This is a genomic window from Photorhabdus kleinii (genome assembly GCF_025384885.1).
Lineage (GTDB): Bacteria > Pseudomonadota > Gammaproteobacteria > Enterobacterales > Enterobacteriaceae > Photorhabdus > Photorhabdus kayaii.
Genome location: NZ_JAJAFY010000002.1, coordinates 145,775 through 168,874 on the forward strand (window position 1 = coordinate 145,775; position 23,100 = coordinate 168,874).

General features: G+C 42.2%; 21 protein-coding genes. 7 read left to right on the plus strand and 14 right to left on the minus strand.

The features are described 5' to 3' along the window. Window positions 1-87: 87 nt before the first annotated feature. Complete coding sequence (locus tag LG003_RS02470) at window positions 88-1,134, minus strand: aminotransferase class III-fold pyridoxal phosphate-dependent enzyme (RefSeq protein ID WP_262980092.1); 1,047 nt, start codon at window positions 1,132-1,134, stop codon at window positions 88-90. A 1,024-nt stretch (window positions 1,135-2,158) separates the two neighbouring features. Here LG003_RS02470 and LG003_RS02475 point away from each other — a divergent pair. Beyond that, window positions 2,159-2,914, plus strand: a complete 756-nt coding sequence (locus LG003_RS02475; protein WP_011146433.1) for an FNR family transcription factor — start codon at window positions 2,159-2,161, stop codon at window positions 2,912-2,914. Window positions 2,915-3,035: 121 nt separating this feature from the next. Continuing rightward, the gene (gene uspE, locus LG003_RS02480) at window positions 3,036-3,980 is read left to right on the plus strand and encodes a universal stress protein UspE (protein ID WP_112875998.1); all 945 of its coding nucleotides are present in this window, start codon (window positions 3,036-3,038) and stop codon (window positions 3,978-3,980) included. Window positions 3,981-4,043: 63 nt separating this feature from the next. Here the strand turns inward: uspE and LG003_RS02485 are convergent, their stop codons facing one another. The 7 genes from LG003_RS02485 to LG003_RS02515 form a co-directional block, all read right to left on the minus strand. Beyond that, window positions 4,044-5,009, minus strand: a complete 966-nt coding sequence (locus LG003_RS02485; protein WP_262980093.1) for an urease accessory protein UreD — start codon at window positions 5,007-5,009, stop codon at window positions 4,044-4,046. Then, window positions 5,006-5,641, minus strand: a complete 636-nt coding sequence (gene ureG / locus LG003_RS02490; RefSeq protein WP_011146430.1) for an urease accessory protein UreG — start codon at window positions 5,639-5,641, stop codon at window positions 5,006-5,008. The genes LG003_RS02485 and ureG overlap by 4 nt, the downstream gene beginning before the upstream one ends. Window positions 5,642-5,693: 52 nt before the next feature. Beyond that, on the minus strand, window positions 5,694-6,380 hold the full coding sequence (locus LG003_RS02495) for an urease accessory protein UreF (RefSeq protein ID WP_112876000.1): 687 nt from the start codon (window positions 6,378-6,380) through the stop codon (window positions 5,694-5,696). Then, window positions 6,377-6,973: an urease accessory protein UreE gene (ureE, locus tag LG003_RS02500; RefSeq protein ID WP_112876001.1), complete on the minus strand. Its 597-nt coding sequence runs from the start codon at window positions 6,971-6,973 to the stop codon at window positions 6,377-6,379. The genes LG003_RS02495 and ureE overlap by 4 nt, the downstream gene beginning before the upstream one ends. Before the next feature lie 76 nt (window positions 6,974-7,049). Then, window positions 7,050-8,765, minus strand: a complete 1,716-nt coding sequence (locus LG003_RS02505; protein WP_112876002.1) for an urease subunit alpha — start codon at window positions 8,763-8,765, stop codon at window positions 7,050-7,052. Between the two features lie 83 nt (window positions 8,766-8,848). Further along, on the minus strand, window positions 8,849-9,226 hold the full coding sequence (locus LG003_RS02510) for an urease subunit beta (protein WP_112876003.1): 378 nt from the start codon (window positions 9,224-9,226) through the stop codon (window positions 8,849-8,851). A gap of 91 nt (window positions 9,227-9,317) precedes the next feature. Continuing rightward, the gene (locus tag LG003_RS02515; RefSeq protein ID WP_011146425.1) at window positions 9,318-9,620 is read right to left on the minus strand and encodes an urease subunit gamma; all 303 of its coding nucleotides are present in this window, start codon (window positions 9,618-9,620) and stop codon (window positions 9,318-9,320) included. Between the two features lie 371 nt (window positions 9,621-9,991). On the opposite strand from LG003_RS02515, the gene LG003_RS02520 reads away from it, so the two are divergent. Together LG003_RS02520 and LG003_RS02525 are read left to right on the plus strand one after the other, a co-directional pair. Further along, entirely contained in the window at window positions 9,992-11,017 is a 1,026-nt protein-coding gene (locus LG003_RS02520) for a HoxN/HupN/NixA family nickel/cobalt transporter (RefSeq protein WP_262980094.1), read from the plus strand. Between the two features lie 109 nt (window positions 11,018-11,126). After that, window positions 11,127-11,300 carry a hypothetical protein gene (locus LG003_RS02525; RefSeq protein WP_155416457.1) on the plus strand — a complete coding sequence of 58 codons (174 nt, stop codon included), beginning with the start codon at window positions 11,127-11,129 and terminating at the stop codon, window positions 11,298-11,300. A gap of 125 nt (window positions 11,301-11,425) precedes the next feature. Here the strand turns inward: LG003_RS02525 and pntB are convergent, their stop codons facing one another. Next, window positions 11,426-12,814, minus strand: a complete 1,389-nt coding sequence (pntB, locus tag LG003_RS02530) for a Re/Si-specific NAD(P)(+) transhydrogenase subunit beta (RefSeq protein WP_112876005.1) — start codon at window positions 12,812-12,814, stop codon at window positions 11,426-11,428. Window positions 12,815-12,824: 10 nt separating this feature from the next. After that, entirely contained in the window at window positions 12,825-14,354 is a 1,530-nt protein-coding gene (gene pntA, locus LG003_RS02535) for a Re/Si-specific NAD(P)(+) transhydrogenase subunit alpha (protein ID WP_262980095.1), read from the minus strand. A 399-nt stretch (window positions 14,355-14,753) separates the two neighbouring features. On the opposite strand from pntA, the gene ydgH reads away from it, so the two are divergent. Then, the gene (gene ydgH / locus LG003_RS02540) at window positions 14,754-15,707 is read left to right on the plus strand and encodes a DUF1471 family protein YdgH (protein ID WP_112876007.1); all 954 of its coding nucleotides are present in this window, start codon (window positions 14,754-14,756) and stop codon (window positions 15,705-15,707) included. A 199-nt stretch (window positions 15,708-15,906) separates the two neighbouring features. Here ydgH and stlE read toward each other — a convergent pair whose 3' ends face one another. From stlE to stlC, 3 genes are all read right to left on the minus strand, one after another. Then, window positions 15,907-16,149 (minus strand): stilbene biosynthesis acyl carrier protein StlE, encoded by a 243-nt coding sequence (gene stlE / locus LG003_RS02545; RefSeq protein WP_112876008.1) that lies wholly within the window; start codon window positions 16,147-16,149, stop codon window positions 15,907-15,909. Between the two features lie 79 nt (window positions 16,150-16,228). Next, window positions 16,229-17,377 carry a beta-ketosynthase StlD gene (stlD, locus tag LG003_RS02550; RefSeq protein WP_112876009.1) on the minus strand — a complete coding sequence of 383 codons (1,149 nt, stop codon included), beginning with the start codon at window positions 17,375-17,377 and terminating at the stop codon, window positions 16,229-16,231. Continuing rightward, on the minus strand, window positions 17,378-18,325 hold the full coding sequence (stlC, locus tag LG003_RS02555) for a stilbene biosynthesis aromatase StlC (protein WP_112876010.1): 948 nt from the start codon (window positions 18,323-18,325) through the stop codon (window positions 17,378-17,380). A 935-nt stretch (window positions 18,326-19,260) separates the two neighbouring features. Here stlC and LG003_RS02560 point away from each other — a divergent pair. Next, on the plus strand, window positions 19,261-20,652 hold the full coding sequence (locus LG003_RS02560; protein WP_112876011.1) for an amino acid permease: 1,392 nt from the start codon (window positions 19,261-19,263) through the stop codon (window positions 20,650-20,652). Between the two features lie 388 nt (window positions 20,653-21,040). On the opposite strand, the gene LG003_RS02565 is transcribed toward LG003_RS02560, so the two are convergent. Beyond that, a complete protein-coding gene (locus LG003_RS02565) occupies window positions 21,041-21,883 on the minus strand; it encodes an alpha/beta fold hydrolase (RefSeq protein ID WP_112876012.1) in 843 nt (280 codons plus the stop codon). Between the two features lie 593 nt (window positions 21,884-22,476). On the opposite strand from LG003_RS02565, the gene LG003_RS02570 reads away from it, so the two are divergent. Further along, window positions 22,477-23,007 carry a fimbrial protein gene (locus LG003_RS02570; protein ID WP_262980096.1) on the plus strand — a complete coding sequence of 177 codons (531 nt, stop codon included), beginning with the start codon at window positions 22,477-22,479 and terminating at the stop codon, window positions 23,005-23,007. Window positions 23,008-23,100 lie beyond the last annotated feature (93 nt).

The following is a 23,100-nucleotide window of genomic DNA, read 5'->3' on the forward strand; positions in this document are numbered from 1 at the left end:
TTTCAAAGGTATCCGAATGAAACCCAAGCTCCCTATTAGACATATAGCCTCGATTATTTGGATTATTTTTCTCATTTCTTACATGCCCTATCCTGTGACCTTGTGAGTTTTGTACGACTGGACGTCAAAGACCTGTTCCAATTCCCCAGGTTTCATTAAAACAAGAGACATGGGAAGTCCATATCCTGAAACAGACTTTGCAAGGCAGATGATATCCGGTTTTATTCCTGCTTCTTCGAAACTGAAGAAAGTGCCTGTACGACCACAACCAGCCTGAATATCATCAACAATAAGCAAGATATTGTTTGCAGCTGCGATCTCTGCTACACTCCGTAACCATTCTACGCTCGCCACATTGACTCCACCCTCTGCCTGAATAGTTTCCAGAATAATTGCTGCAGGCAAGTCAATACCGGAACCCGGAGAAACTAGCATTTTCTCCAAAATGTCCAGTGACGTGTCATTCTGACCAAGGAAATTTTCGAAAGGAAGGCGTACTATATTGTTCAGGGAAACACCTGCCGCATTTCGTTTTTTCTCTCTGGCTGTGGCTGCAAGAGCACCCAGAGACATTCCGTAAAACGCATTGGTGAATGCGACAATGTCGCTACGTCCCGTCATTTTACGTGCGATTTTCATTGCAGCTTCAACTGCATTGGTTCCTGTCGGCCCGGTAAACTGAAAACCCCGTTCAGCAATACCTAAGTGTATAAGAGCATGCAATACGGGCTTGTAGATCATTGGAACAATTGCTTCGACCCCCAAGCAAAGTGCAGCTAAACCATCAGCAATTTCTCCTGAGCGGCAATAATTCAGGACACACGAAGCAAAATAAGAGGTTTCTTCAAGTATAGGAACAGAACTGACCTGTGCACCTATTTCCATCAATGAACGCTGAAACAACTCAGCATGAGTGACTTTTCCCTCTCCATTTATCCCCATCTCTTCACGTAAATTTTCCATCAGATGATGAATATCATTGAAGTTATCAATATGGCTGATCAGAGCACACAAAAAGCGAGTGAAATTACGTGAATAATGATGATGTTGAATCAAGAAATAACGCATTCCGGACAGAGTGATTCGTTCTTCATTCATTGCGATGAGTAACGGGTGATTAACCAGTTTTTTCACCGCATCTATATCCAGCCAATTATCCCAGAGTCCTTCTTCAGTCAGTAATCCTATTTTTTATCAGGTAAAGTTACAGTTTGATTTTGTTGTTCACTCACCTTGCCTCTCCTGTTTTTGAAATAAAACGCATCTCTGCTCTCTATCCCTCTATAACAAATAGTTCTTTACTAGCAGCAACAGAATAAGTACTGCGGTGCTTATAACTTCTTAGCAACCAAACAATGCCAACGAAAATAAACATTTCATTGATTAAACCATAAATTATCTTAACAAGCATTTCAATAAACTATTAATCACGCAAAGCAATAAATATTCAACCATTTGAAAAATAAAATTAATATCTTTATGGGAGTATGGTAAGTACCAATATCGACTAATTTTTTATGAAATAATTTCAAAGTGAAATAATTACTCATTGATATTACGTAATGTATATAAATAGATACATGGACACCGACTCGATTCAAGTAGATGAATAAATCTTCTGGCAACGAAGTCGCAAACATATATTCAGCTTCAATGAGCCCGGATGAAAATCCGTACTCTCTGCCCTCATTATTTCAATTGATGCTATAGGGTTAATTCTTATCGCATTAAGTTACGTTTTAACAGTAATTAAAGACGGATTACTGTCTATTGTCGATATTGGTTCGCCATCGAAGGACTAGCAAATCTACTTTCAGCAATATCATTCACACTGCAATTGATATTTCGCAAAACATAATAATCAGGTTGCTGTAGCTGTGCTGGTTGAGCAGGAAAAGGATCTTTTAATGTTTTGTCATTTATCAGTAATATTATCGATAATATCATAAATATTAATGAAAAATTACAACCCCTTAGCCTTGAGATGGCAATAGCAAAACATCAGCTTTATACATACAACGCAATAATTTCTTATGGATAGAATAAACAGGTAATACATTTTCCTAAATAAATTGCAGAAAGCTATTATAGCTCTTACCAGAATCATCAAGAAATGCTAAAGTTGAAGGATATGAATATTTCAAATGAGCATGCCATAATGATCCAGGAAAAACGTGTTATTCGTCGAATCCAGTCTGGTGGTTGTGCGATCCACTGCCAGGATTGTAGCATTAGCCAACTGTGTATTCCTTTTACCTTGAATGAGCACGAGCTTGACCAGCTTGATAATATTATTGAGCGTAAGAAACCTATCCAGAAAGGGCAAACGTTATTTAAAGCAGGTGATGAGTTGAAATCTCTTTATGCTATCCGTTCTGGCACAATTAAAAGCTATACCATTACTGAAGAAGGTGATGAGCAGATTACAGGTTTCCACCTCGCAGGGGATTTAGTCGGTTTTGACGCCATCCTCAATACTCAGCATCCAAGTTTTGCTCAAGCTCTGGAAACATCAATGGTCTGTGAAATTCCGTTTGAAACACTCGATGATCTGTCCGGCAAAATGCCTAATCTCCGCCAGCAAATGATGCGCTTGATGAGTGGAGAAATTAAAGGCGACCAAGAAATGATATTGTTGTTATCTAAGAAAAACGCTGAAGAACGGTTAGCCGCATTTATTTATAATCTCTCTCGTCGTTTCGCTCAGCGTGGTTTCTCACCAAAAGAATTCCGTTTAACCATGACCCGCAGTGATATTGGTAATTACCTGGGTTTAACGGTTGAAACTATTAGTCGTCTGCTTGGGCGTTTCCAGAAAAACCAAACTCTCGGTGTAAAAGGTAAATACATCACGATTGAAAACATGGATAAGTTGTCTGAGTTAGTCGGAAAAAAATCTGTTTCAATTACCTGATCTTAAAACCAGATCATCTTATTTTGTTGATCTGGTTCTCCTCTGACCTGTTCGGTTTGCTTATATTGGTTTATCTTTAGTATTGAAGCGTGTTTTGTCTAGCCTCTGTGAGGATACTATTATGGCAAACTATCAAAACCTTTTAGTTGCAATTGACCCAAGTCAGGACGATCAACCGGCATTAAGACGTGCAGTTTATATAGTGCAACGTAACGGTGGCCGGATTAAAGCTTTCTTGCCCATTTATGATCTCTCTTATGAGATGACCACCTTACTCTCCCCAGAAGAAGGTAGTGCTATGCGTAAAGGTGTTACCAGCCAACGCACTGCCTGGCTTAAACAACAAGCGTACTACTATCTGGAAGCCGGTATTGATATTGAAATAAAAGTGGTATGGCATAATCGACCTTATGAAGCGATTATCCAGGAGGTCATTACAGGTGATCACGATTTACTTCTGAAAATGACGCATAAACATGACAAGCTTGGCTCCTTGATTTTTACCCCGCTTGACTGGCAGTTACTCCGCAAATGCCCATGTCCAGTATGGATGGTAAAAGATCAGATATGGCCGGACCAAGGCTCCGTTGTCGTCGCGGTCAATTTATCTAATGAAGAATCATACCACCATGAACTGAACCTGAAACTGGTTAAGGAAACTCAAGAACTGGCAAATCAAGTAATGAAAAATCCGGAAATTCATTTGGTCAGCGCTTATCCTGTTGCGCCACTGAATATCGCTATTGAGCTACCCGATTTCGATCCAAGTGTTTATAACCATGCTCTACGTGGCCAACACCTTATTGCCATGAAAGAATTACGCCAAAAATTCTGCATTGATGAAAAATATACTCATACCCATGAAGGACTACCAGAGAGTGTTATTCCCAAAATGTGCGATGAGATGAATGCGGGCATTATCGTTCTTGGTATCCTCGGCAGAACTGGGCTGTCCGCTGCTTTTCTGGGAAATACCGCAGAACATGTGATCGACCATCTTAAATGTGACCTTCTAACGATAAAACCTGATGGTTTTGAATGTCCAATTAAAGCCGTTAAAGAGTGATAGTAATAGCATGGCAACCATCCATTTGGCGATAAAACCCGAAACAGATTCTTATCCCAGGTTTTATCGCCAGATAAACGGCTCAGGCAGTGTAACACCCAAGATCTCCTCACGGGCTATACGCCAGAAAAGGCGAACACCCGCTTTAACTTGATAAGTTTCTTTTCCCAATACCTTAAAGATTAAACCACATTGATTAGGTAAACGACTGGTACCACTCGCTATACCCGTTTCAGCATCGTACTGAGGCGTCATGCGCGCCAGAATACGATCGTGGTGAACTTGAGGCGTGAGCAAGATCACATTGCCGAATACATGAAACGGCCCCATCACCCCTACGCTGTTCAACGGTTGTTTTTTCGGCTCCAGTACATAACGTTCCGCAAACAATATCTTGCCATCAAAATCAGTTGCCGTAATTCGTGATGAGTAAACATCAAATTTAAACCCTTGATCAGCAGGGTGGTATTTGCGACCGGACATAATAATTTCAGAATAAATCAGTGTTGCAGTCGAGTGAATGGTTATTTGAGTGTCTGTGATAAACCGAGAACCACTGTGGGGTATTACCGGATCGGGCATCATTTCCAGATAGCCTCCCTGCTCTATCTGGATAGTTTGCACTTGCGCCGCATAGTTATTCACCATCGAATGAATCTTAGTAGCCGATTGGGTAGTAACATGACCAAACGCCTCTGGAGCAACATGAATGTCCAGCGCCAATCTATCTCCTTGTAAGATACATCCCGACGTGGAGATCATAAATACACACGGCATCTGCGGCAGCGCCTCATCCCAATACAGCGCCCGCTGCACCAAATAAGGAACCCGGCGTTTCATTTGCGCCAAAATGCTACGATCACCACGCCGGGCAAATCCCAACTGTAGATAGCCACTTTTACCTACATCACCGCTTGCCATCTGAGGCGGTTCATCCTGAAATAGTGCAAGTTCCGGCGCGTTGGCACCAAGATTATTTGCCCGTTGATACACTTCGCCAATATTTTGCGACGAGCTGGTGGAAGTCATTGCGTCGCCTGTAATGAATGGGTAAACAGGAAGTCACGCATGATCATATTTACCAGCGTTTCAACACCCTCACCTGTTTTGCAATTGGTAAGGATATAAGGGCGCTGACCACGCACAACTTGAGTGTCATGCTCCATCACCGCCAGGCTGGCGCCAACATAAGGTGCTAAATCAATTTTGTTGATCACCAGAATATCCGCCTGTACCAGACCCGGTCCGTTCTTGCGCGGAATTTTCTCCCCTTCGGCGACATCAATCACATAAATATAAAAATCTGCCAGCGCCGGACTAAAAGTGAGTGTCAGGTTATCACCACCACTTTCAATTAACACAACATCGCTGTCAGGAAAACGCGCCTCCATCTCCTCTACCGCCGCAATATTCATACTGGGATCTTCGCGCACCGCTGTATGAGGGCAAGCACCGGTTTCCACACCAAGTATCTTTTCTTCATCTAAAATGCCTTTCAAGGTACGTTTAACCTGTTTAGCATCCTCGGTGGTAACAATATCATTGGTGATAATCAGAGGTTTTATTCCGCGTTGAATCAAAATAGGTGTGATCACTTCAATAACGGCAGTTTTGCCTGAACCCACCGGACCGCCAATACCAATTCGAGTAATTTTTTTCACAGAGATTTCCTCACATGATTAAGAGGTGGTTAAAAGCAATATCAGGATTAAGTTAGTTACTGAACAGCCGGGTGAACGCGCTAACATGTAGTGCCGCTAGAACATCAGTCATAGGTGCATAAGATGTCATTTGGTCAATTCCCCCCTTTTCCGCCTCATCACAAAACAGTTCAATATCCTGATTTAATGAGAACAAGATACGTTGAATTTCAATATGGGTAACACGCATCAGGCGTATAGCCGCACTGAGTATCGTCATTGCAACGCCATATTGATGTATGACGATCACTTCACGTGGAGAAGCACCCAATGCGCTCATGACGACCGCCAAAGTAATCGGATAGGTACCTGCGGCAATATCGCTCTTTATTTGTGCTAACCACCATGCAATTAACGACTCACCGGTGACTTCAACTGCCATTTCCGCTAACTTTTTCCCCATCCGCGTAACCATGGTGCGACTTTCTTCATTTAATTTACGGTTAAGTACCGCCCAATCGTGGGAAATAGCAGCGTCATGCTGCCCACAATTCAGCGCCCGACACGCGGCTACGACTGCGCGGCCATCACTACTCACTGCCTGTAACAGCGCTGTCCGCGTAAACTCGCTTAACGTTGCCACGTCATACACGATTTTGCTCTGAATGGCTGATTCCAAACCGTTTGAGAAAGAAAATGCGCCAACAGGCAATACTGAATCCGCAAATTGCATGATTCTGATTAAGCGGAGAGCGTTCATTTTAGTTTAATCACATGCTGGTTCAGAAACGTATTATCGACATGAACGTGTGTTGCAGAATCCTCTGCGCCACCGAATAATAAACGAGCTTCGGCGTTACTAAGAGAAGGCAATATCTCTTCGCCTTTAACAAAGGAGTAAGGCAATGCGTGAAAACCATGGGTTTTCATGACTGAATCCATGACCTTAGTTGATACTGTTAGCGGAATATAAATCTGGTGATTTTTAATCACTGACTTCCAATGCTGGTTACCTAGGGCATGACCAAGTTCAAAGCTGGTTTTCATTACCGTCTCTGAATCTAGTGACAGCAATGATTTCAAATGAATAACCATCACATCACGCAAGCTCATCTGGACAATAACCGCCAGTCCTTTAGCTTCATCCCACAATAAAACATCGCCGTCAGACAATACCTGATGACGGTCAAGGGAAATACCTAAATCCAATCCGTTAAGGGTGGATTTACGACAACGGCTTTTTTGCGCTTCCCATTGCGAAAGCACCAAGATATCCGGCGAGATCCCTTGCAAGCGATCTCGCCAGAAAACATCTTTTTTGGCATTACCAAGAATCTGTTCAATAACAATCATAAGATAACTCCTCTGAACGCGTGGATCGGTTAATCCAGCCAGAAAAAACACGCTCTGACCGGCAGCAAAAAATAGACTAACTAAAGAAATAGCGCTGATTGAGCGCGACTGTCCTGACCGGTTTTACTGTGGCATATTCACCATTCACCTTGACGGCAAAGGTTTCAGCATCCACTTCAATGGTGGGCGTTTCAGCATTACGCACCATATCTTTCTTAGAGATAGCCCGGCAGTTGCGAACCGCCATCACCTGACGTTCCAAACCAAGACTCTCTTTTACCCCCAGTTCCATTGCCGCCTGAGATACAAAAGTGACACAGGTTTCCTGAAGGGTTTTGCCTAATGCGCCAAACATCGGACGATAAAATGTCGGTTGTGGTGTCGGCAATGAAGCATTTGGGTCCCCCATCACCGCCCAATTAATCATACCGCCTTTGATGACTAACTTAGGTTTTACGCCAAAGAAACGTGGCTCCCACAGCACAAGATCAGCCATTTTGCCCACTTCAACCGAACCGAGCACATGACTTATTCCCTGAGCAATCGCCGGGTTAATCGTAATTTTGGCAACGTAACGTAATACACGGAAGTTATCGTTATGTGCTGCATCTTCCGGCAACTTGCCACGAGCCGCTTTCATGGCATGAGCAGTTTGCATCACGCGCAGCCAGTTTTCTCCCACTCGTCCCATTGCCTGAGAATCACTGGAAAACATCGACAGTACACCCATATCATGTAAAACATTCTCCGCCGCAATGGTCTCCGGGCGTACACGGCTTTCCGAAAATGCAACATCAGCCGGCACTTTGGGATTAAGGTTATGGCAAACCATAATCATATCAAATAGTTCTGCCTGACTATTGATTCCGTAAGGCAATGTGGGATTAGTCGAGCTAGGCAACACATTCATCTGGCTGGCAACTTTAATGATATCCGGTGCATGTCCACCACCGGCGCCTTCAGTGTGGAAAGTATGAATAGTGCGACCTTCAAAAGCATCAATGGTATCCTCAACATAACCTCCCTCATTCAGGCTATCGGTATGTACCGCGACTTGAATGTCCATTTCATCCGCTACACGTAAGGCATTACGCAATGCAGAATTAGTTGCGCCCCAATCCTCGTGCACTTTCAGACCGGCAACGCCAGCTTTGATCTGTTCAACCAGCGGCGTTGCTACCGCAGCATGGCCTTTTCCCAAAATACCTACGTTAACCGGTAAACCTTCAAAAGCACGCAACATACGGTGGATATGCCACGGGCCGGCGGTAACAGTAGTGCCGTTAGTGCCATCAGTGGGGCCAACACCACCGCCAAAGAAAGTTGTCACACCATTGGATAAAGCATGTTCAGCCTGTTGAGGAGAAATAAAATGAATATGGGTATCGATGCCAGCGGCCGTGAGGATGAGATGTTCTCCGGATATAGCATCAGTACTGACACCAACCACCATACCGGGCGTAACGCCATTCATCATGTTGGGGTTACCGCTTTTACCTATCCCGACAATGCGCCCCCCTTTTAGGCCGACATCCGCTTTAATGACTCCTTGTCGGGCATCCAAAATCGTGACACTGGTAATCACCAAATCCAACACGTTTTCGCTGGTCATACGGTTATCCGCACCCATACCATCACGCAGTGATTTACCTCCGCCATAGACCGATTCATCACCATAACCACGCAGATCTTTCTCAATTTCAATAAATAGATTGGTATCACCCAAGCGGATCTTATCGCCGGTCGTTGGGCCAAAAAGACCTACATATTCCTGTCGGGAAATGGTTGGCATAGTTTATTCCTTTGTTCGAAAGATTTTCCAACGTTCGTCAACTCTACCTTGAATTTATTCGATAACTTTATAACTCAATTCTACTACCCGGCATGCAACCAGGTTTTTTCCACAGGTTCATCAATAGCAACTGCCCAACCATCGACTAAATTATTAAATCCATAAACGTTTTGTTTCCCACCAATCGGGATTAATGACACTTCAATTTCGTCACCAGGTTCAATACGGATAGCGGTTGTTGCCGTGATATTAAGTCGTTTACCAAACGCCGCCGCACGATTAAATTGTAAAGCTTTATTTACCTCAAAAAAATGGAAATGAGATCCCACTTGAATAGGACGATCACCAGAATTACGAACTTTTAATTGAATAACCGGACAATCTTCATTAAAGGAGATCGGGTCTTTAGCCAGAATATATCCCCCCAACGGAGTAATATCTTCTTTATTATTTTTTTCCATCGGAAAATCTCTACGTTAAGACGTGAGTCAAGACATAAGTTAATATTTTGTCTAGATAATTTTTCCTGCTATTTACAATTTGTTTCAGCAATCATTGAATGGGATCATGCACCGTGACCAAACGACTACCATCAGTAAATATTGCTTCAACCTGTACATGCGGAATAAGATCAGCAACGCCATCCATCACATCCTCTTTAGTCAGAACATGCCTGGAATCATCCATTACCTCTTCCAATGTTTTCCCCTCTCTGGCGCCTTCCAATGCAGCCGCAGTAATAATCGCAACGGCTTCAGGATAATTGAGTTTTAAACCACGAGACTTACGCTTTAATGCGACATCCGCCAGTGTATATACCATGAGTTTTTCGATTTCCCTTGGTGTTAATTGCATAAAACCCCCTAATCATTGGTTATTCCATACGGTCACACTGCTATGTCAATATATAACTTAATACGATTTTTCCAACAAACTTTATTCAAAAGCTGCTGTCCCTATCCAAATATTGATTGAGATAATCTTTTAGTAAAAAAGCTTTGACACAAAGACCATAATATGTCAATTAAGATCATTCTTCTCAACACAGGTTAGTCCTCTTACCTCTTATTTAAGTTTATCCAAGGTAATATTACAAGCTGATTAGTATGCCTACTTAGTGAAAAAATTATAGGTCATGAAGTCAGAAAATACTTACTGTTTTTTTGACTTCTAACAATCACCCGTAAGGCGGGTTTTACATTTACAGATTTACAGGTATTCCATATATGAATAATTTAACGGATAAAAAACGTGCTGTATCTCTTCTTGTTGTTTTGATTGCCGCCAACGTACTGGCTTGGGTTTGGGCATTTATCGCTTTCCGTCATCATGCGGTTATGATGGGAGCAGCCCTGCTGGCTTACGGTTATGGACTGCGCCATGCGGTCGATGCTGATCATATCGCAGCAATTGATAACGTCACCCGTAAATTGATGCAACAGGGTAAATCACCCATTGCCGTCGGCGCTTTCTTTTCTCTTGGACACTCTACCATTGTTATTCTAGCCTGCTTCGCCATCGTCCTGACCTCTATGGCGTTTAAAGATCAAATGGGCTGGGTTCACGACTATGGCGGTATTGTTGGCACCTTAGTTTCTGCCTGCTTTCTGCTAGCAATAGCACTGATTAATTTGCTGATATTAAAAAGCGTCTATCAAAAGTTTCAGGCGCTCAAACGTGGAAGAGATCTAGCTAAAAGTGATTTTACCGAACTGGCAACAATGCCAGGGGGAATCATGACGCGCCTGTTCCACACGGTTTTCCGACTGGTAAGCAAAAGCTGGCATATGTATTTGGTCGGTTTTCTGTTTGGATTGGGTTTCGACACCGCTACCGAAGTTGGGCTATTAAGCATATCTGCCGCCGGTTCTCTCAGTGGACTTCCTCTGTGGTCGTTGATGGTATTCCCGGCGCTATTTACCAGCGGTATGGCACTCATCGACTCGCTGGATAATTTTGTGATGGTGGGTGCCTATGGTTGGGCGTTTTCCCAACCGACACGCAAACTCTATTACAACATGACCATTACCGCCGCTTCCGTTGCCGTAGCACTGTTCATTGGTGGGTTGGAAGCGCTTGGGCTTATCGCTGAACAGTGGGATTTGCATGGCGTTTTCTGGAACACTATCGGGGCATTAAATGACAATATGGGCAATGTTGGTTTTTGGGTTGTCGGGATTTTCATTTTGTTCTGGACCTTATCAGTGATGAATTATCGCTGGCGGGGGTACGATACGCTGGAAATTAAATAACAAACGCAGAACTCTTCACATACCGTGCGATGTATTACATCCTGAAACGCTGCTATTCTTACTTCCCAATGGCAACGTTTATTTTATTAGTGATATTTGTAGAAAGATTATGCATAAACAAACTAATACTCTGAAATCCAGACAACAATTTTTACGTGATGCTGAAAACGCTTGGTTAGAATATGAAGCTACCGGCTTGCATTTAACTGGCAATGAACTTTCTGACTGGTTAGACGCTATTGCACGTGGCGAGGATAAGGATCTCCCTGAATGCCACCTGTAGTCTGGCGCCAAAGGATAAATTTACAGGGTTGACGGTTGGAAACTACCAATTTCTTCTGTCTCTCAATCATATCTCGATTGAGAGACAGTAAATCCATCAAATCTGTACGTTAAAAAGATAGAAAATCACAGTGCACGCAGGATTGCCTCTACACTCGCTTTCGCATCACCGAACAACATCTGACTGTTGTCTTTAAAGAACAATGGGTTTTGCACACCTGCGTAACCTGTGTTCATAGAGCGTTTGAACACAACAACATTTTGTGCTTTCCAGACTTCCAAAACGGGCATACCCGCAATTGGGCTGTTGGGATCTTCCTGTGCCGCAGGGTTAACAGTGTCGTTGGCGCCAATGACCAACACAGTATCGGTATCAGAGAAATCATCATTGATTTCATCCATTTCAAGAACAACGTCGTAAGGCACTTTTGCTTCTGCCAACAGCACGTTCATATGCCCAGGCAAACGCCCCGCGACGGGATGAATACCAAAACGGACGTTGACTCCTTTCTCACGTAGTTTGTCCGTGATGTCATGTACCGGATATTGCGCCTGTGCAACAGCCATACCGTACCCCGGCGTGATGATAACAGAAGTTGAGTTTTTCAATAGTTCAGCAACGTCTTCCGCTGTGGTTTCACGGTACTCACCCATCTCTTGCTCATCACCGGTTGAAGAACCATCAGTACCAAACCCGCCGGCAATCACACTGATAAAAGACCGATTCATGGCTTTACACATGATGTAAGAGAGAATCGCCCCCGAAGAACCAACCAGTGCACCCGTTACAATCAACAAATCATTGCTCAACATGAAACCCGCTGCGGCGGCTGCCCAGCCCGAATAGGAGTTCAGCATTGAAACCACCACTGGCATATCCGCACCACCGATGGAAGCAACCAAATGCCAACCAAACGCCAATGCAATTGCTGTCATAAGCAACAATGTGAACACTTGCAGGCCTGTACTTTCCGTTTTCACAAAGGTAATCAGCAGCACAAAGGAGATCACAAGCGCTGCAAGGTTTAATTTATGACGATTTGGCAACATCAACGGTTTAGAAGAAATTTTTCCACATAATTTACCAAATGCCACAACAGAACCGGTGAAGGTAACCGCACCAATGAAAACCCCCAAGAAAACTTCTGTCAGATGGATATTTTCCATCACGGGTTCTGCAAAACTATCGTGAGCAATAAAGCTATTAAAACCGACCAGCACGGCGGCCAAACCAACAAAACTGTGCAGAATAGCAACTAATTCCGGCATTTCAGTCATTTCAACTTTATTTGCCAGACGAATACCAATCACCGCACCGATCACCATCGCCAGAATAATCCAGACAACACTTCCGGTATCAGGCCCGAAAATAGTCGCAATCAATGCGATTGCCATTCCGGTGATACCAAAAATATTTCCGCGTTTAGAACTCTCATGACGAGATAAACCTGCCAGGCTGAAAATAAATAAAACGGCGGCAACAATATAGGCTGCTGTAACGACTCCACTCGACATTAGTTACCCCTTAGTCCTTACGAAACATTTTCAGCATACGTTGAGTGACAGTGAAGCCACCGAAGATATTAATGCTGGCAATAAGAACAGCAATAAATGAGAAGAAACTTACCCATCCGCCATCACCAATTTGTAATAACGCCCCAACGACAATAATCCCCGAAATGGCATTAGTTACCGACATTAATGGTGTGTGCAACGCATGGCTGACATTCCAAACCACGTAATAACCCACCACACAAGCCAATGCGAAAACAGTAAAGTGAGATAAGAATTCTTTTGGCGCAGCATTGGCTAACCAACCGAATAAGATAACAGCCAATGCCAATAAACCATATTTCAACCAAGGTGAAACGGGTTTTGCCGCTGGCTTTTCTGCTTTAACTGATGCCGGTTTTGCCTGTGGCTGAGCTGAAACTTGAATGGGTGGCGCCGGCCAGGTAATTTCGCCCTCTTTGACGACTGTCACGCCACGAATAACAACATCGTCAAAATCAATATTGATTTCGCCATTTTTCTCTTTGCACAGTAATTTCAGCAAATTAACCAAGTTAGTGCCGTAGAGTTGTGAAGATTGTGTTGGCAAGCGACTTGGCAAATCTGTGTAACCAATAATTTTCACGCCATTTGCAGTAATAACCAATTTATCTGCTTGCGTTAATTCGCAGTTTCCTCCCGTCTGAGCAGCCAGATCAACAATAACGCTACCCGGCTTCATGGATTCAACCATCTCTTTAGTGATAAGACGTGGAGCCGGTTTCCCTGGAATTAACGCTGTTGTTACAATGATATCAACTTCTTTTGCCTGTTCAGCAAAAAGCGCCATCTCCGCTTTAATGAAGGATTCAGACATGACTTTTGCATATCCGTCACCACTACCGGCCTCTTCTTCAAAATTCAGCTCAAGAAACTCCGCTCCCATGCTCTGAACTTGTTCTTTAACTTCAGGACGAGTATCAAATGCACGAACAACCGCGCCCAAACTACCCGCAGCACCCACAGCAGCTAAACCAGCGACACCGGCACCAATAATCATCACCTTGGCTGGCGGGACTTTTCCTGCCGCAGTAATCTGACCAGTAAAGAAACGACCAAATTCGTGAGCGGCTTCGACTATTGCACGATAACCGGCAATATTTGCCATAGAACTCAACGCATCCAACGACTGTGCTCTGGAAATACGCGGTACTGAATCCATTGCCAACACCGTGACTTTGCGGTCTGATAACTTCTGCATTAACTCAGGATTTTGCGCTGGCCAGACAAAACTCACCAACGTACTCCCTTCCTTCATTAATGCAATTTCATCATCCTCAGGAGCATTAACCTTTAAAATAATATCTGAACGCCAAATATTATGACGATCAGTAACTTCAGCACCTACTTGTTGGTAAGCACTATCCTCAAAGCTAGCTAAATGCCCTGCGCCACTCTCAACAACGACATTAAATCCCAATTTCAGCAGGTGTTCCACCGTGTTCGGTGTGGCTGCAACACGTGCTTCATTGACAAGTCGCTCCTTCGGTACACCAATACGCATAATGTTCCCTTCCTAAAGCCTAAGATTAATGATGATTATTGCTTGTTACAGTCAATTTAGCGACTAAATTAACTTTATTACTGCCATCAGTAAAATCTATCAACAAATATTTTGATAACAAATTGAAAATATTATCGATGATAGATAACTAATGCGTAAAATAACTAACTAGTATTACCGGTGTAGTATTACCAGTGCAAATCGCAATTTTAACTGGACTACCCGCAATGTTGATAAAAACTTATGGCGCCCTATCCTATAAACTTGCATTCATTCATACTGATAGCATAAATTCGTGGGACATTAGCTATTATTACATGTAATAATTATCGGCTATGTGATGCATAACCATGTTCAGCAAGTTACAACTATTTAATGCGCAAGGTGGAAGAATTTTTTATGAAGCTGAAAACAACGATCATTGCAGCAGCGGTATTCTCATTAACGGGTATTACCACTGTTCAAGCAGCTCAGGAGTTATCCCCGGAGAAAGCGGCAAAGCTGAAACCATTTAAACGTATTACGGTTACAGGCCCTTTTAATGCTATTTATGAAGCTGCCGATGCGGTTTCCCGTCGTGCAGACAAAATGGGGGCAGATGGGTTTTATATCCAAAGCCTTGACGATCTAAATAATAGCGGCAATCTGCGCGTTACAGCTGATCTGTATCACAAAGATGCAGAGGAAATTGATAATTCACCTAAATATCGTATATTCCGCGGCATCAAAGAATTACCTAAAGCAGAAGCTATAACGTTGGAACCATTCGACACAGTCACTATTAACGGTTTTTACGACAATGAACCCGATTTGAATGAAGCCATTGCAAAAGAAGCCAAGAAAAAAGGCGCAGCGGCTTTCTTTATTGTTCGTCAGGTTGCAATCAATGATGGCGGTAATCAGACAGTGACAGCTTATGTTTATAAAGATGATGCGCCAAAACGCCAAATTCAGGCTGATGAAGCTGTTATCCCGGCAAATTCCGATTCTGGACGCATTGCATTGGCTGCTGGTGGCGAATCAGCTAAGAAAGTAGAAATTCCTGGTTTAGCCTCTTCAACTTCAACCAGTAATTCTGTTGGTCGCTTCTTTGAAACCCAGTATTCTAAAGGTGAGCGTTACACTGTAACTCTTCCTAATGGCACAAAAATCCAAGAATTAAATAAAATCAGCGCTGCTCAGATGGTTCCTTTTGATTCCATCACCTTTTCAGGTTACTACAACAGCATGCCTGATGTTTCCTATGAAGTCGCTAAACGCGCCGCGGCTAAAGGTGCTAAGTACTATCATATTACCCGTGAATGGCAATCTAGTGGTGGAACCTCCACTATCAGTGCAGATCTGTTCAAATAATCTATACCCGTCATCTTTCAAGTCGCCTCTTTGTTGGCTGCACTCGCTCACCCCGGTCACATAGTTATCTATGCTCCCGGGGATTCTCTCCCTTGCCGTCGCGATGCATCTTGAAATCCATAGGGTATATAACCAAAAAAAGGCACACATGATAATCATATGTGCTTTTTTACTTATACAGAGAATAAAGTTCTTCAAATTAGTTAGCGGATCCCAACTTCGAATCGATACAATCAATAGCATTCTGGATCGTCACTATTTTTTCCGCTTCTTCATCATCAATAGTTATTCCGAAATGCTCTTCTAGAGCCATAATCAGTTCAACATTATCTAACGAGTCGGCACCTAATTCCTCGAATGTTTGTGTATTAAGAATCTGGGTTTCGGGTATTCCAAGTTGTTCTGCAACAACACTTTTGACACGATTCTCTAAATTTTCCACGCTGTATTTTCCTAGATGTACCAATTACAAGGGGAAACAGGTTGTTTCCCCATTCTTCATTAACACTAAGATTAAATATTTACACGACAGTCAGGTGCATGAATGCCCCTGTAAATCTGGCACTTTCAGGGATAAAACATAACAGACGCTGATCTTTCTTCAATTTACCCGACTTCATAAGCTCATCCAACATGATATAAATAGAAGCCGATCCGGTATTTCCTTTCATTGTTAAGTTAGTAAACCAACGTTCTTGTTCAATACTAAAATTAATATCATCAAGACCCGCAGAAAATTTCATGCGGAAATATTCAGATGAATAATGAGGCAAGAACCAATCAATAGATTCTGCCGATAAGTTACGAGCAGCAACTATCCGTTTCAATGGTTCGGTAAGTGTGTATTTAACGACCCTCTCATTTAAATATCTGACATCTTGTTTGATGCAGAAAACAGAATATGTAAGCCAATCAGCCTGACTCATTTGTGACCAGCCTTTTAAACTGCCATCTGCTAACTTTTCTCCACCTGAGTACATACATGTCTCTTGCTCATTAGCAAAAGAGTACATATCTATCCAATCAATTCGCAATGAAATGCCATCAGGTCGAGGTTTATTTTCAAGTAAAGCAGCGCCGGCGCCATCAGAAAGCATCCAACGCAGAAAATCTTTTTCAAAAGCGATTTCAGGGCGTCGTTCCAGTTCTGCAACCCGAGCTTCGTTTTCACTCTGGAAATTGCGGGCATGCAATACAGTGGAAGGTACTTCCGACGTTGTTGAAACCGCATTACTTGTCGCTCCTGAGAGAACGGACAAATAAGCATATTTCATCGCTGTCATACCCGAGGCGCAAGCACCGGCAGTTGAGATAACTTCACAGGATTTATTTTTTAGCTCTCCATGAACCATAATACCATGACCCGGTATAATTTGATCAGGAGTACCACTGCTTGCTGCCAGACTTTGCATATCATCTAAAGAAAAGTGTTCATCAACCAAACCTTTTACTGCCTCAGCCGCTAATTGAGCAGATGTATAAGTTGCCTCACCCGTCTCTGGATCCAGGGCATAATGGCGATATTTGATACCATTATTGCGAAGAACTATATGACGAGATCTTGATGGACGACCACCAACAAAACCAAGGACAGATTCCATTGTATTATTATCTATTGGGTTTCCTGGCATAAACGCGGAAACTTTAGTGATATAAACGTTGTTACTCATTTACTTATTTATCTCCTTATCATCGTAGCGGGCAGAACCAGAAGGTTGTTCATAGTATTTCTGTAACTCATTAAGACGTTCTTTAAGTAATGGGGTAAGCAAACGGCGAACAACCACTGAAATAGGAAAAACAACTAACACCATCAATATTAAATAGGTTACAAACAACGCTAATAAAGAGCGTCTTACCCATATCCCTCGTTTGCCCACACGGCAAATCAACCCGGACCAAAATCTAAATCCTCGATGCGCCGCACGTTCACCGAAAATAAAAGCTTGGTCGACAACCGCTGCTCCCATACCTTTCAACATTGGAGCATCAACTTTCTCTTTATCCGTTTTGAGCGCTGCCAACAATGCATCACCAAAACGTGTAGCATCTTTAACGTCTTCCTCCGATACACCCGCCCGCGGTAAGCTAGGGAATGGCTGTCTTTTTCCTGTCATTAGCCATATCGGGGTTGTGAATACTGTTGCAAAAAAGTTTGCTTTATCAACAAAGACCACGTTATCGCGCAAATATGCTCCACTTTCATGCAACAATCTTTTGACAGTTTCCTGAGCTATCAACCACATGTTTCGGCAAGCAATAACTGTCACCACCGGTCGGCCATTAAGTAAACGCTTTCCTTCTTCACTCTTAAGAAATGCCACTATCGGAGGAGCAGGTGATAAATACCAAACTTGGTAGCCTAATATGACCAAATCAAAAGGTTCTTCGTCTTCCAGATTCAAAGGCGCTAGCTCAGGCGGATGTAACTGCACTGTTTCTGGGAAAACATCAACAAATTTAGAAAACTTCCAGGGAAATTCAAATTCTGGAATCGGTTTCAGAATAACTTCACGGATGTATATCTCGTCAGACTCTTGCAGGGGTGAAATTAAGCTTTTTACCACCTCGATCAATTGGCCGCTTTGGGAATACGACACCACAAGAACACGTTTCATATGTTCTAACCTTTATGAATATTTAATACTGAGCCATTCATCGGCACCTAAAAGACAAAAATTTTAATAACAGCTGTCCTCTAACCATCTGAGAATATTTTTTGGCATAGGTACATATAATCATTCCTGAAAATTAAAAACATATACAAGAAAAATAAGTTAATAAATCACAGAGTAATATTTTCACAAACAATATAAATCAAAACAGTCGTTGTCAACATGATTTTTTTATTTTTATATAAGATTAGTTTTATATCACATTGTAGGAAATTAATTAGTTACTGATATAAAAATCAATGAAAAATATATTAACTTGAATATAAGATTAACATAATCAATTAAAATCAAAAAAATATTTAAATTAAATCAATGAATTAAAAAATATTCCATCTTTTTTAATTTAATAAGATATTCATAACATTATGAAATTACATATCTAATGGATTAATTTAATAATCTGACATGAAAACAAGAGATTATTATTACTTAGCAGTAATATTACATAACAAAATGAAAATTAGAGGTAAAACTTTATCTTTCACAACTATTTTTATTAAATTTTGAGATCGATCGAAAAAATTAAAATAAAAATTACTTAATTAGTAATAACACCATAGTAATTCATGCTTATTACCTATTTACCTTAGTACAATAAACAGCATTATAAAAATAACTCATATCAGCTTATAAAAACAAATTGCATCTCACTAAATTCACCATCAAACAATGCATAAATTTTATAGTTATTTGCATAGAAAACCATTGCATCCAGCTCATACCCTTCGTAGAATCCCCCCCTATTTCTAGGTTCAATCAGTTTGTTTCTCCGTCCTGTACAGCTTGGAAACGATGAAAACCCGATACCCAGTTCATCTTTATGATCAGGATAACAAACTGGTTAATAATGCAGTTTATGTCATATTAGGAACATATTTTTGGAAAAGAAACTAGGTCTCACAGCTCTTACTGCTCTGGTACTCAGCTCTATGGTCGGTGCGGGTGTTTTCAGCTTACCGCAGAATATGGCTGAAATCGCCAGCCCGGCAGCGTTAATGATCGGCTGGGGAATAACAAGTGTCGGTATCCTGTTCTTGGCTACCGCACTGTTACTGCTCTCTCGTCTTCGTCCGGATCTTGATGGAGGGATTTTCACTTATGCCAAAGAGGGCTTTGGTGAACTAATAGGCTTCTGCTCTGCCTGGGGATATTGGTTATGCGCAGTCGTTGCCAACGTTTCCTATCTGGTTATCGTTTTTGCCGCTCTGAGTTTCTTTACTGATAAAGAGGGCATTGTCATCTTTGGTGACGGCAATACTTGGCAGTCCCTATTGGGAGAATCTATTCTACTCTGGTTCGTACATTGGTTAGTACTCCGCGGCGTTCAAACCGCAGCCGGAATCAACAAATTGGCAACAATGGCAAAATTGCTGCCTTTAGGTGCTTTCATCATACTTGCCGCCATAGCTTTCAAAACGGATACCTTTCATTTCGACTTTAAAGGCATCGATCTAGGGGTTCCTGTCTGGCAACAAGTAAAAGATACCATGTTAATTACCCTTTGGGTTTTTATTGGTATTGAAGGTGCTGTTGTGGTTTCAGCCAGAGCGAAAAAACGGACAGATGTGGGTATTGCAACCATGCTGGCTGTCATTGCGGCGTTAGCAATATACATCTTGGTCACCTTACTCTCCCTTGGATTAGTACCACGACCTGAGTTAGCAGCAATGCGCAATCCATCAATGGCAAACCTGATGGTAAGACTTATTGGCTCCGCAGGTGAAATCATTATTGCTGCCGGATTGATTGTCTCCGTCTGTGGTGCTTATCTGAGTTGGACAATCATGGCAGCCGAAGTGCCATTTATCGCTGCCCAACACGGCTCTTTTCCAAAAGTATTTAACCGGCAAAACCGCAATAATTCGCCATCATCTTCATTGTGGTTCACTAATGGCGCTGTACAACTCTCTCTCGTTTTGATCTGGTTGAGTGGAAGCAACTACAATTCATTGCTGACAATTGCATCAGAAATGATTTTAGTGCCCTATTTCCTTGTCGGAGCATTTCTTTTAAAAGTCGCTTTTGATCGTAGCAATAAGGGGTTATTACTCATTGCTGTTGGAACATGTATTTATGGCATATGGCTGCTTTATGCATCTGGTTTGATGAATTTGCTATTGTCTGTTGTCCTCTATGCGCCAGGTCTTATTGTTTTTTTGTATGCACGCCGCCAAAACCCGCAGAAAAATAGCTTACATCTGGCTGAAAAGCTCACTATTGTCGCATTGCTGATAACAGCAATCCCTGCCACTGGGTTGCTAATCAAGTAATTCCGTCAGATCTAGCCATTATTCCCCTGTAATGGCTTTCTGGATTTTTATATAGCAGTTTGTTTGGTTTTTCGTTGTTTTGTCATATTTTTGTTATTGTTATCTTTTTAAGTATGTTGTAACTAATATTGTTAATGCAACTTGATTGGTATGGTTCTTAATCAATTCTTGTCGAATTCGAAAATGACTCACAATATGTTAGAGGATGAAACCAAGATGCCTCTTCAAGGCGACAATGTTGGTGAATGTATTCCAGAGCATCATCAACAAAAGTGTAAAGCTTGAGGTAGGATGTCCTTTTGTCCTATCGGAATCGCCTCTGCCTGGGGCATTCGCATTGAATTTTTCCGGTACGAATGCCCTGATAGAGACTAGATAGTGTTCTTAATTATTTCAGTTTGTTAGCCCAATCTGCAATTACATCCCCCGTCTCGATCGGCTTTTCGGCAGGTAACGCATGGCTGGCTCCTTCAATCACTGCGATAGTAACGCGATTACCGAACTCGTCCTTCGCCTCCATCCGAGACGTTTCAGGCCGGAACGGGTCGGATTTCGCCTGTAGATCGAGGATCGGCACCGTCCCGCCAGCCCACCAATCCTGACGATTGGTCAGCTCACGCGCCGCAGACTGACTTTTTATGACATCGGAATGCCATCCCTCAAGCCAAGGTGTCGGGTCGTTGCCTTCCGCAAAGAAGGCAAGTTTAAGTCCCGCTAATCGCTCCTCACGGGTGGATTTCGGATCGCTAATCACAGTGATCGCATCCGAAAGCTCCGAGGGCCAAGATTTCGCAGCCCCTGCCAGAAGTACTATGCCACGCGTCATTTCGGGATAATCCGAGGCAATCGTCTTGGCAATCCAATGGCCATAAGCATGCCCTACCACGATTGCCTTACCTCCCTCCGCCGCAGCCACCGCCGCAAAATCGTCAGCAAAGTCGTGGAAGGTCACATTTTCCATCGGACCGGTCGACCCCGATATTCCGCGTGGCTCGGGCAGAGCAACGCGATAGCCGCGCATCGCCAGTCGATCTGCGAGTGGCGCAAATTCTGCCGTTCCCCGCCCAGTTGAAGCAATCACCAAGAGCAGTGGCCCTTCCCCACGCACCGAATATTCGATCGATACCACGCCATTGGTGACGGTTTTCTGCTCTGCTTGCATGGCCGAAGCTGGATGTGAGACTAAGAGCACGATGGACAAAAAGCCCAATACAAAGACAAACTGTTTCATTTTCCCCCCTTACAGGGTTAATTGCGTTGAGGATTCATAACGCCAACTGAGATAGGCATTGCTATAAACAATAAAATAGAGAGATAACATGAGAAAACTATAGCGTAATTTAATCCAGATAACTTATCTCTATCATAATAGACACTCTCAAAGAGAAAATGACAGCGAGAGGTAATAACATGAAAATAATAGAACAAAAAAATAAATTCTTAAGTGTAATAAATTAATTGTGATTTATATCACAATTAATTTTATAACCAGTTATTAATCAAAAGATATTCTCATTAATTAGCATAATGATTTATTACATACAATAAATCACGTTAATGTTAAAAAATAATCCTGTTTAATAAATAAATACAGATAAAAGTCTTAAATACAATACATTATCGAGTCATTCTTTGGATTTTTCATAATTAATCGCTATGATCGCCTAACTTTATCCCTAAAAAGACACATTTTGAGTTATCGTTGTTGTTATCGGATAAAAACTATGAATATTTACATGCTGTATTGATGTTTATACAGTTCCAATTAAATCAATATTTCTACTTCCCTGACGCCATGCACGTTAGGGTTAGGATCTATTTACAATGAAAGCTAAACTGATTATTTCATCCTTACTTGTATCTTCTGTACTTATTCCTGTAGCAAATGCAGCGGACGGAAAGATTAACTTTACCGGTAATATCATCTCTAATGCTTGTAAAATCGATACTGACTCTGCGAACCAAAACGTAAACATGGGAACAATTAGCTCAAATGCATTTAGTGGCGTAGATAGTACCGCAGCTGTAACACCCTTTAGCATTAAGATGAGTGATTGCCCACCAGAATATACTCATGCACAAGTTAAATTTGACGGGCAGATAGATAATAGAAATAACAATCTTCTGGCCTTATCTAATGATAAAGGCCAGGCAGTCGCCGATGGTGTTGCTATTGGTATCTATGAAGAAGATAATTCAACGCTAATTCCTTTGGCACAAGCTTCCAAACTCCAAGCTTTTACTGATCAAAAAACCGCAGAACTGAAGTTCATTGCAAAATATGTTGCTACAACTCAAGCAATCAGCCCAGGTTCGGGTGATGCCGTCGCTAATTTTACGATTGTTTATAACTAAAACAGGCTAAATTTAGAACAAAGCTTCATTCACGTTTTATTTCTAATAAAGCAGTACAGGGAATGGATGCCCACAAATCCCATAAAATAACGC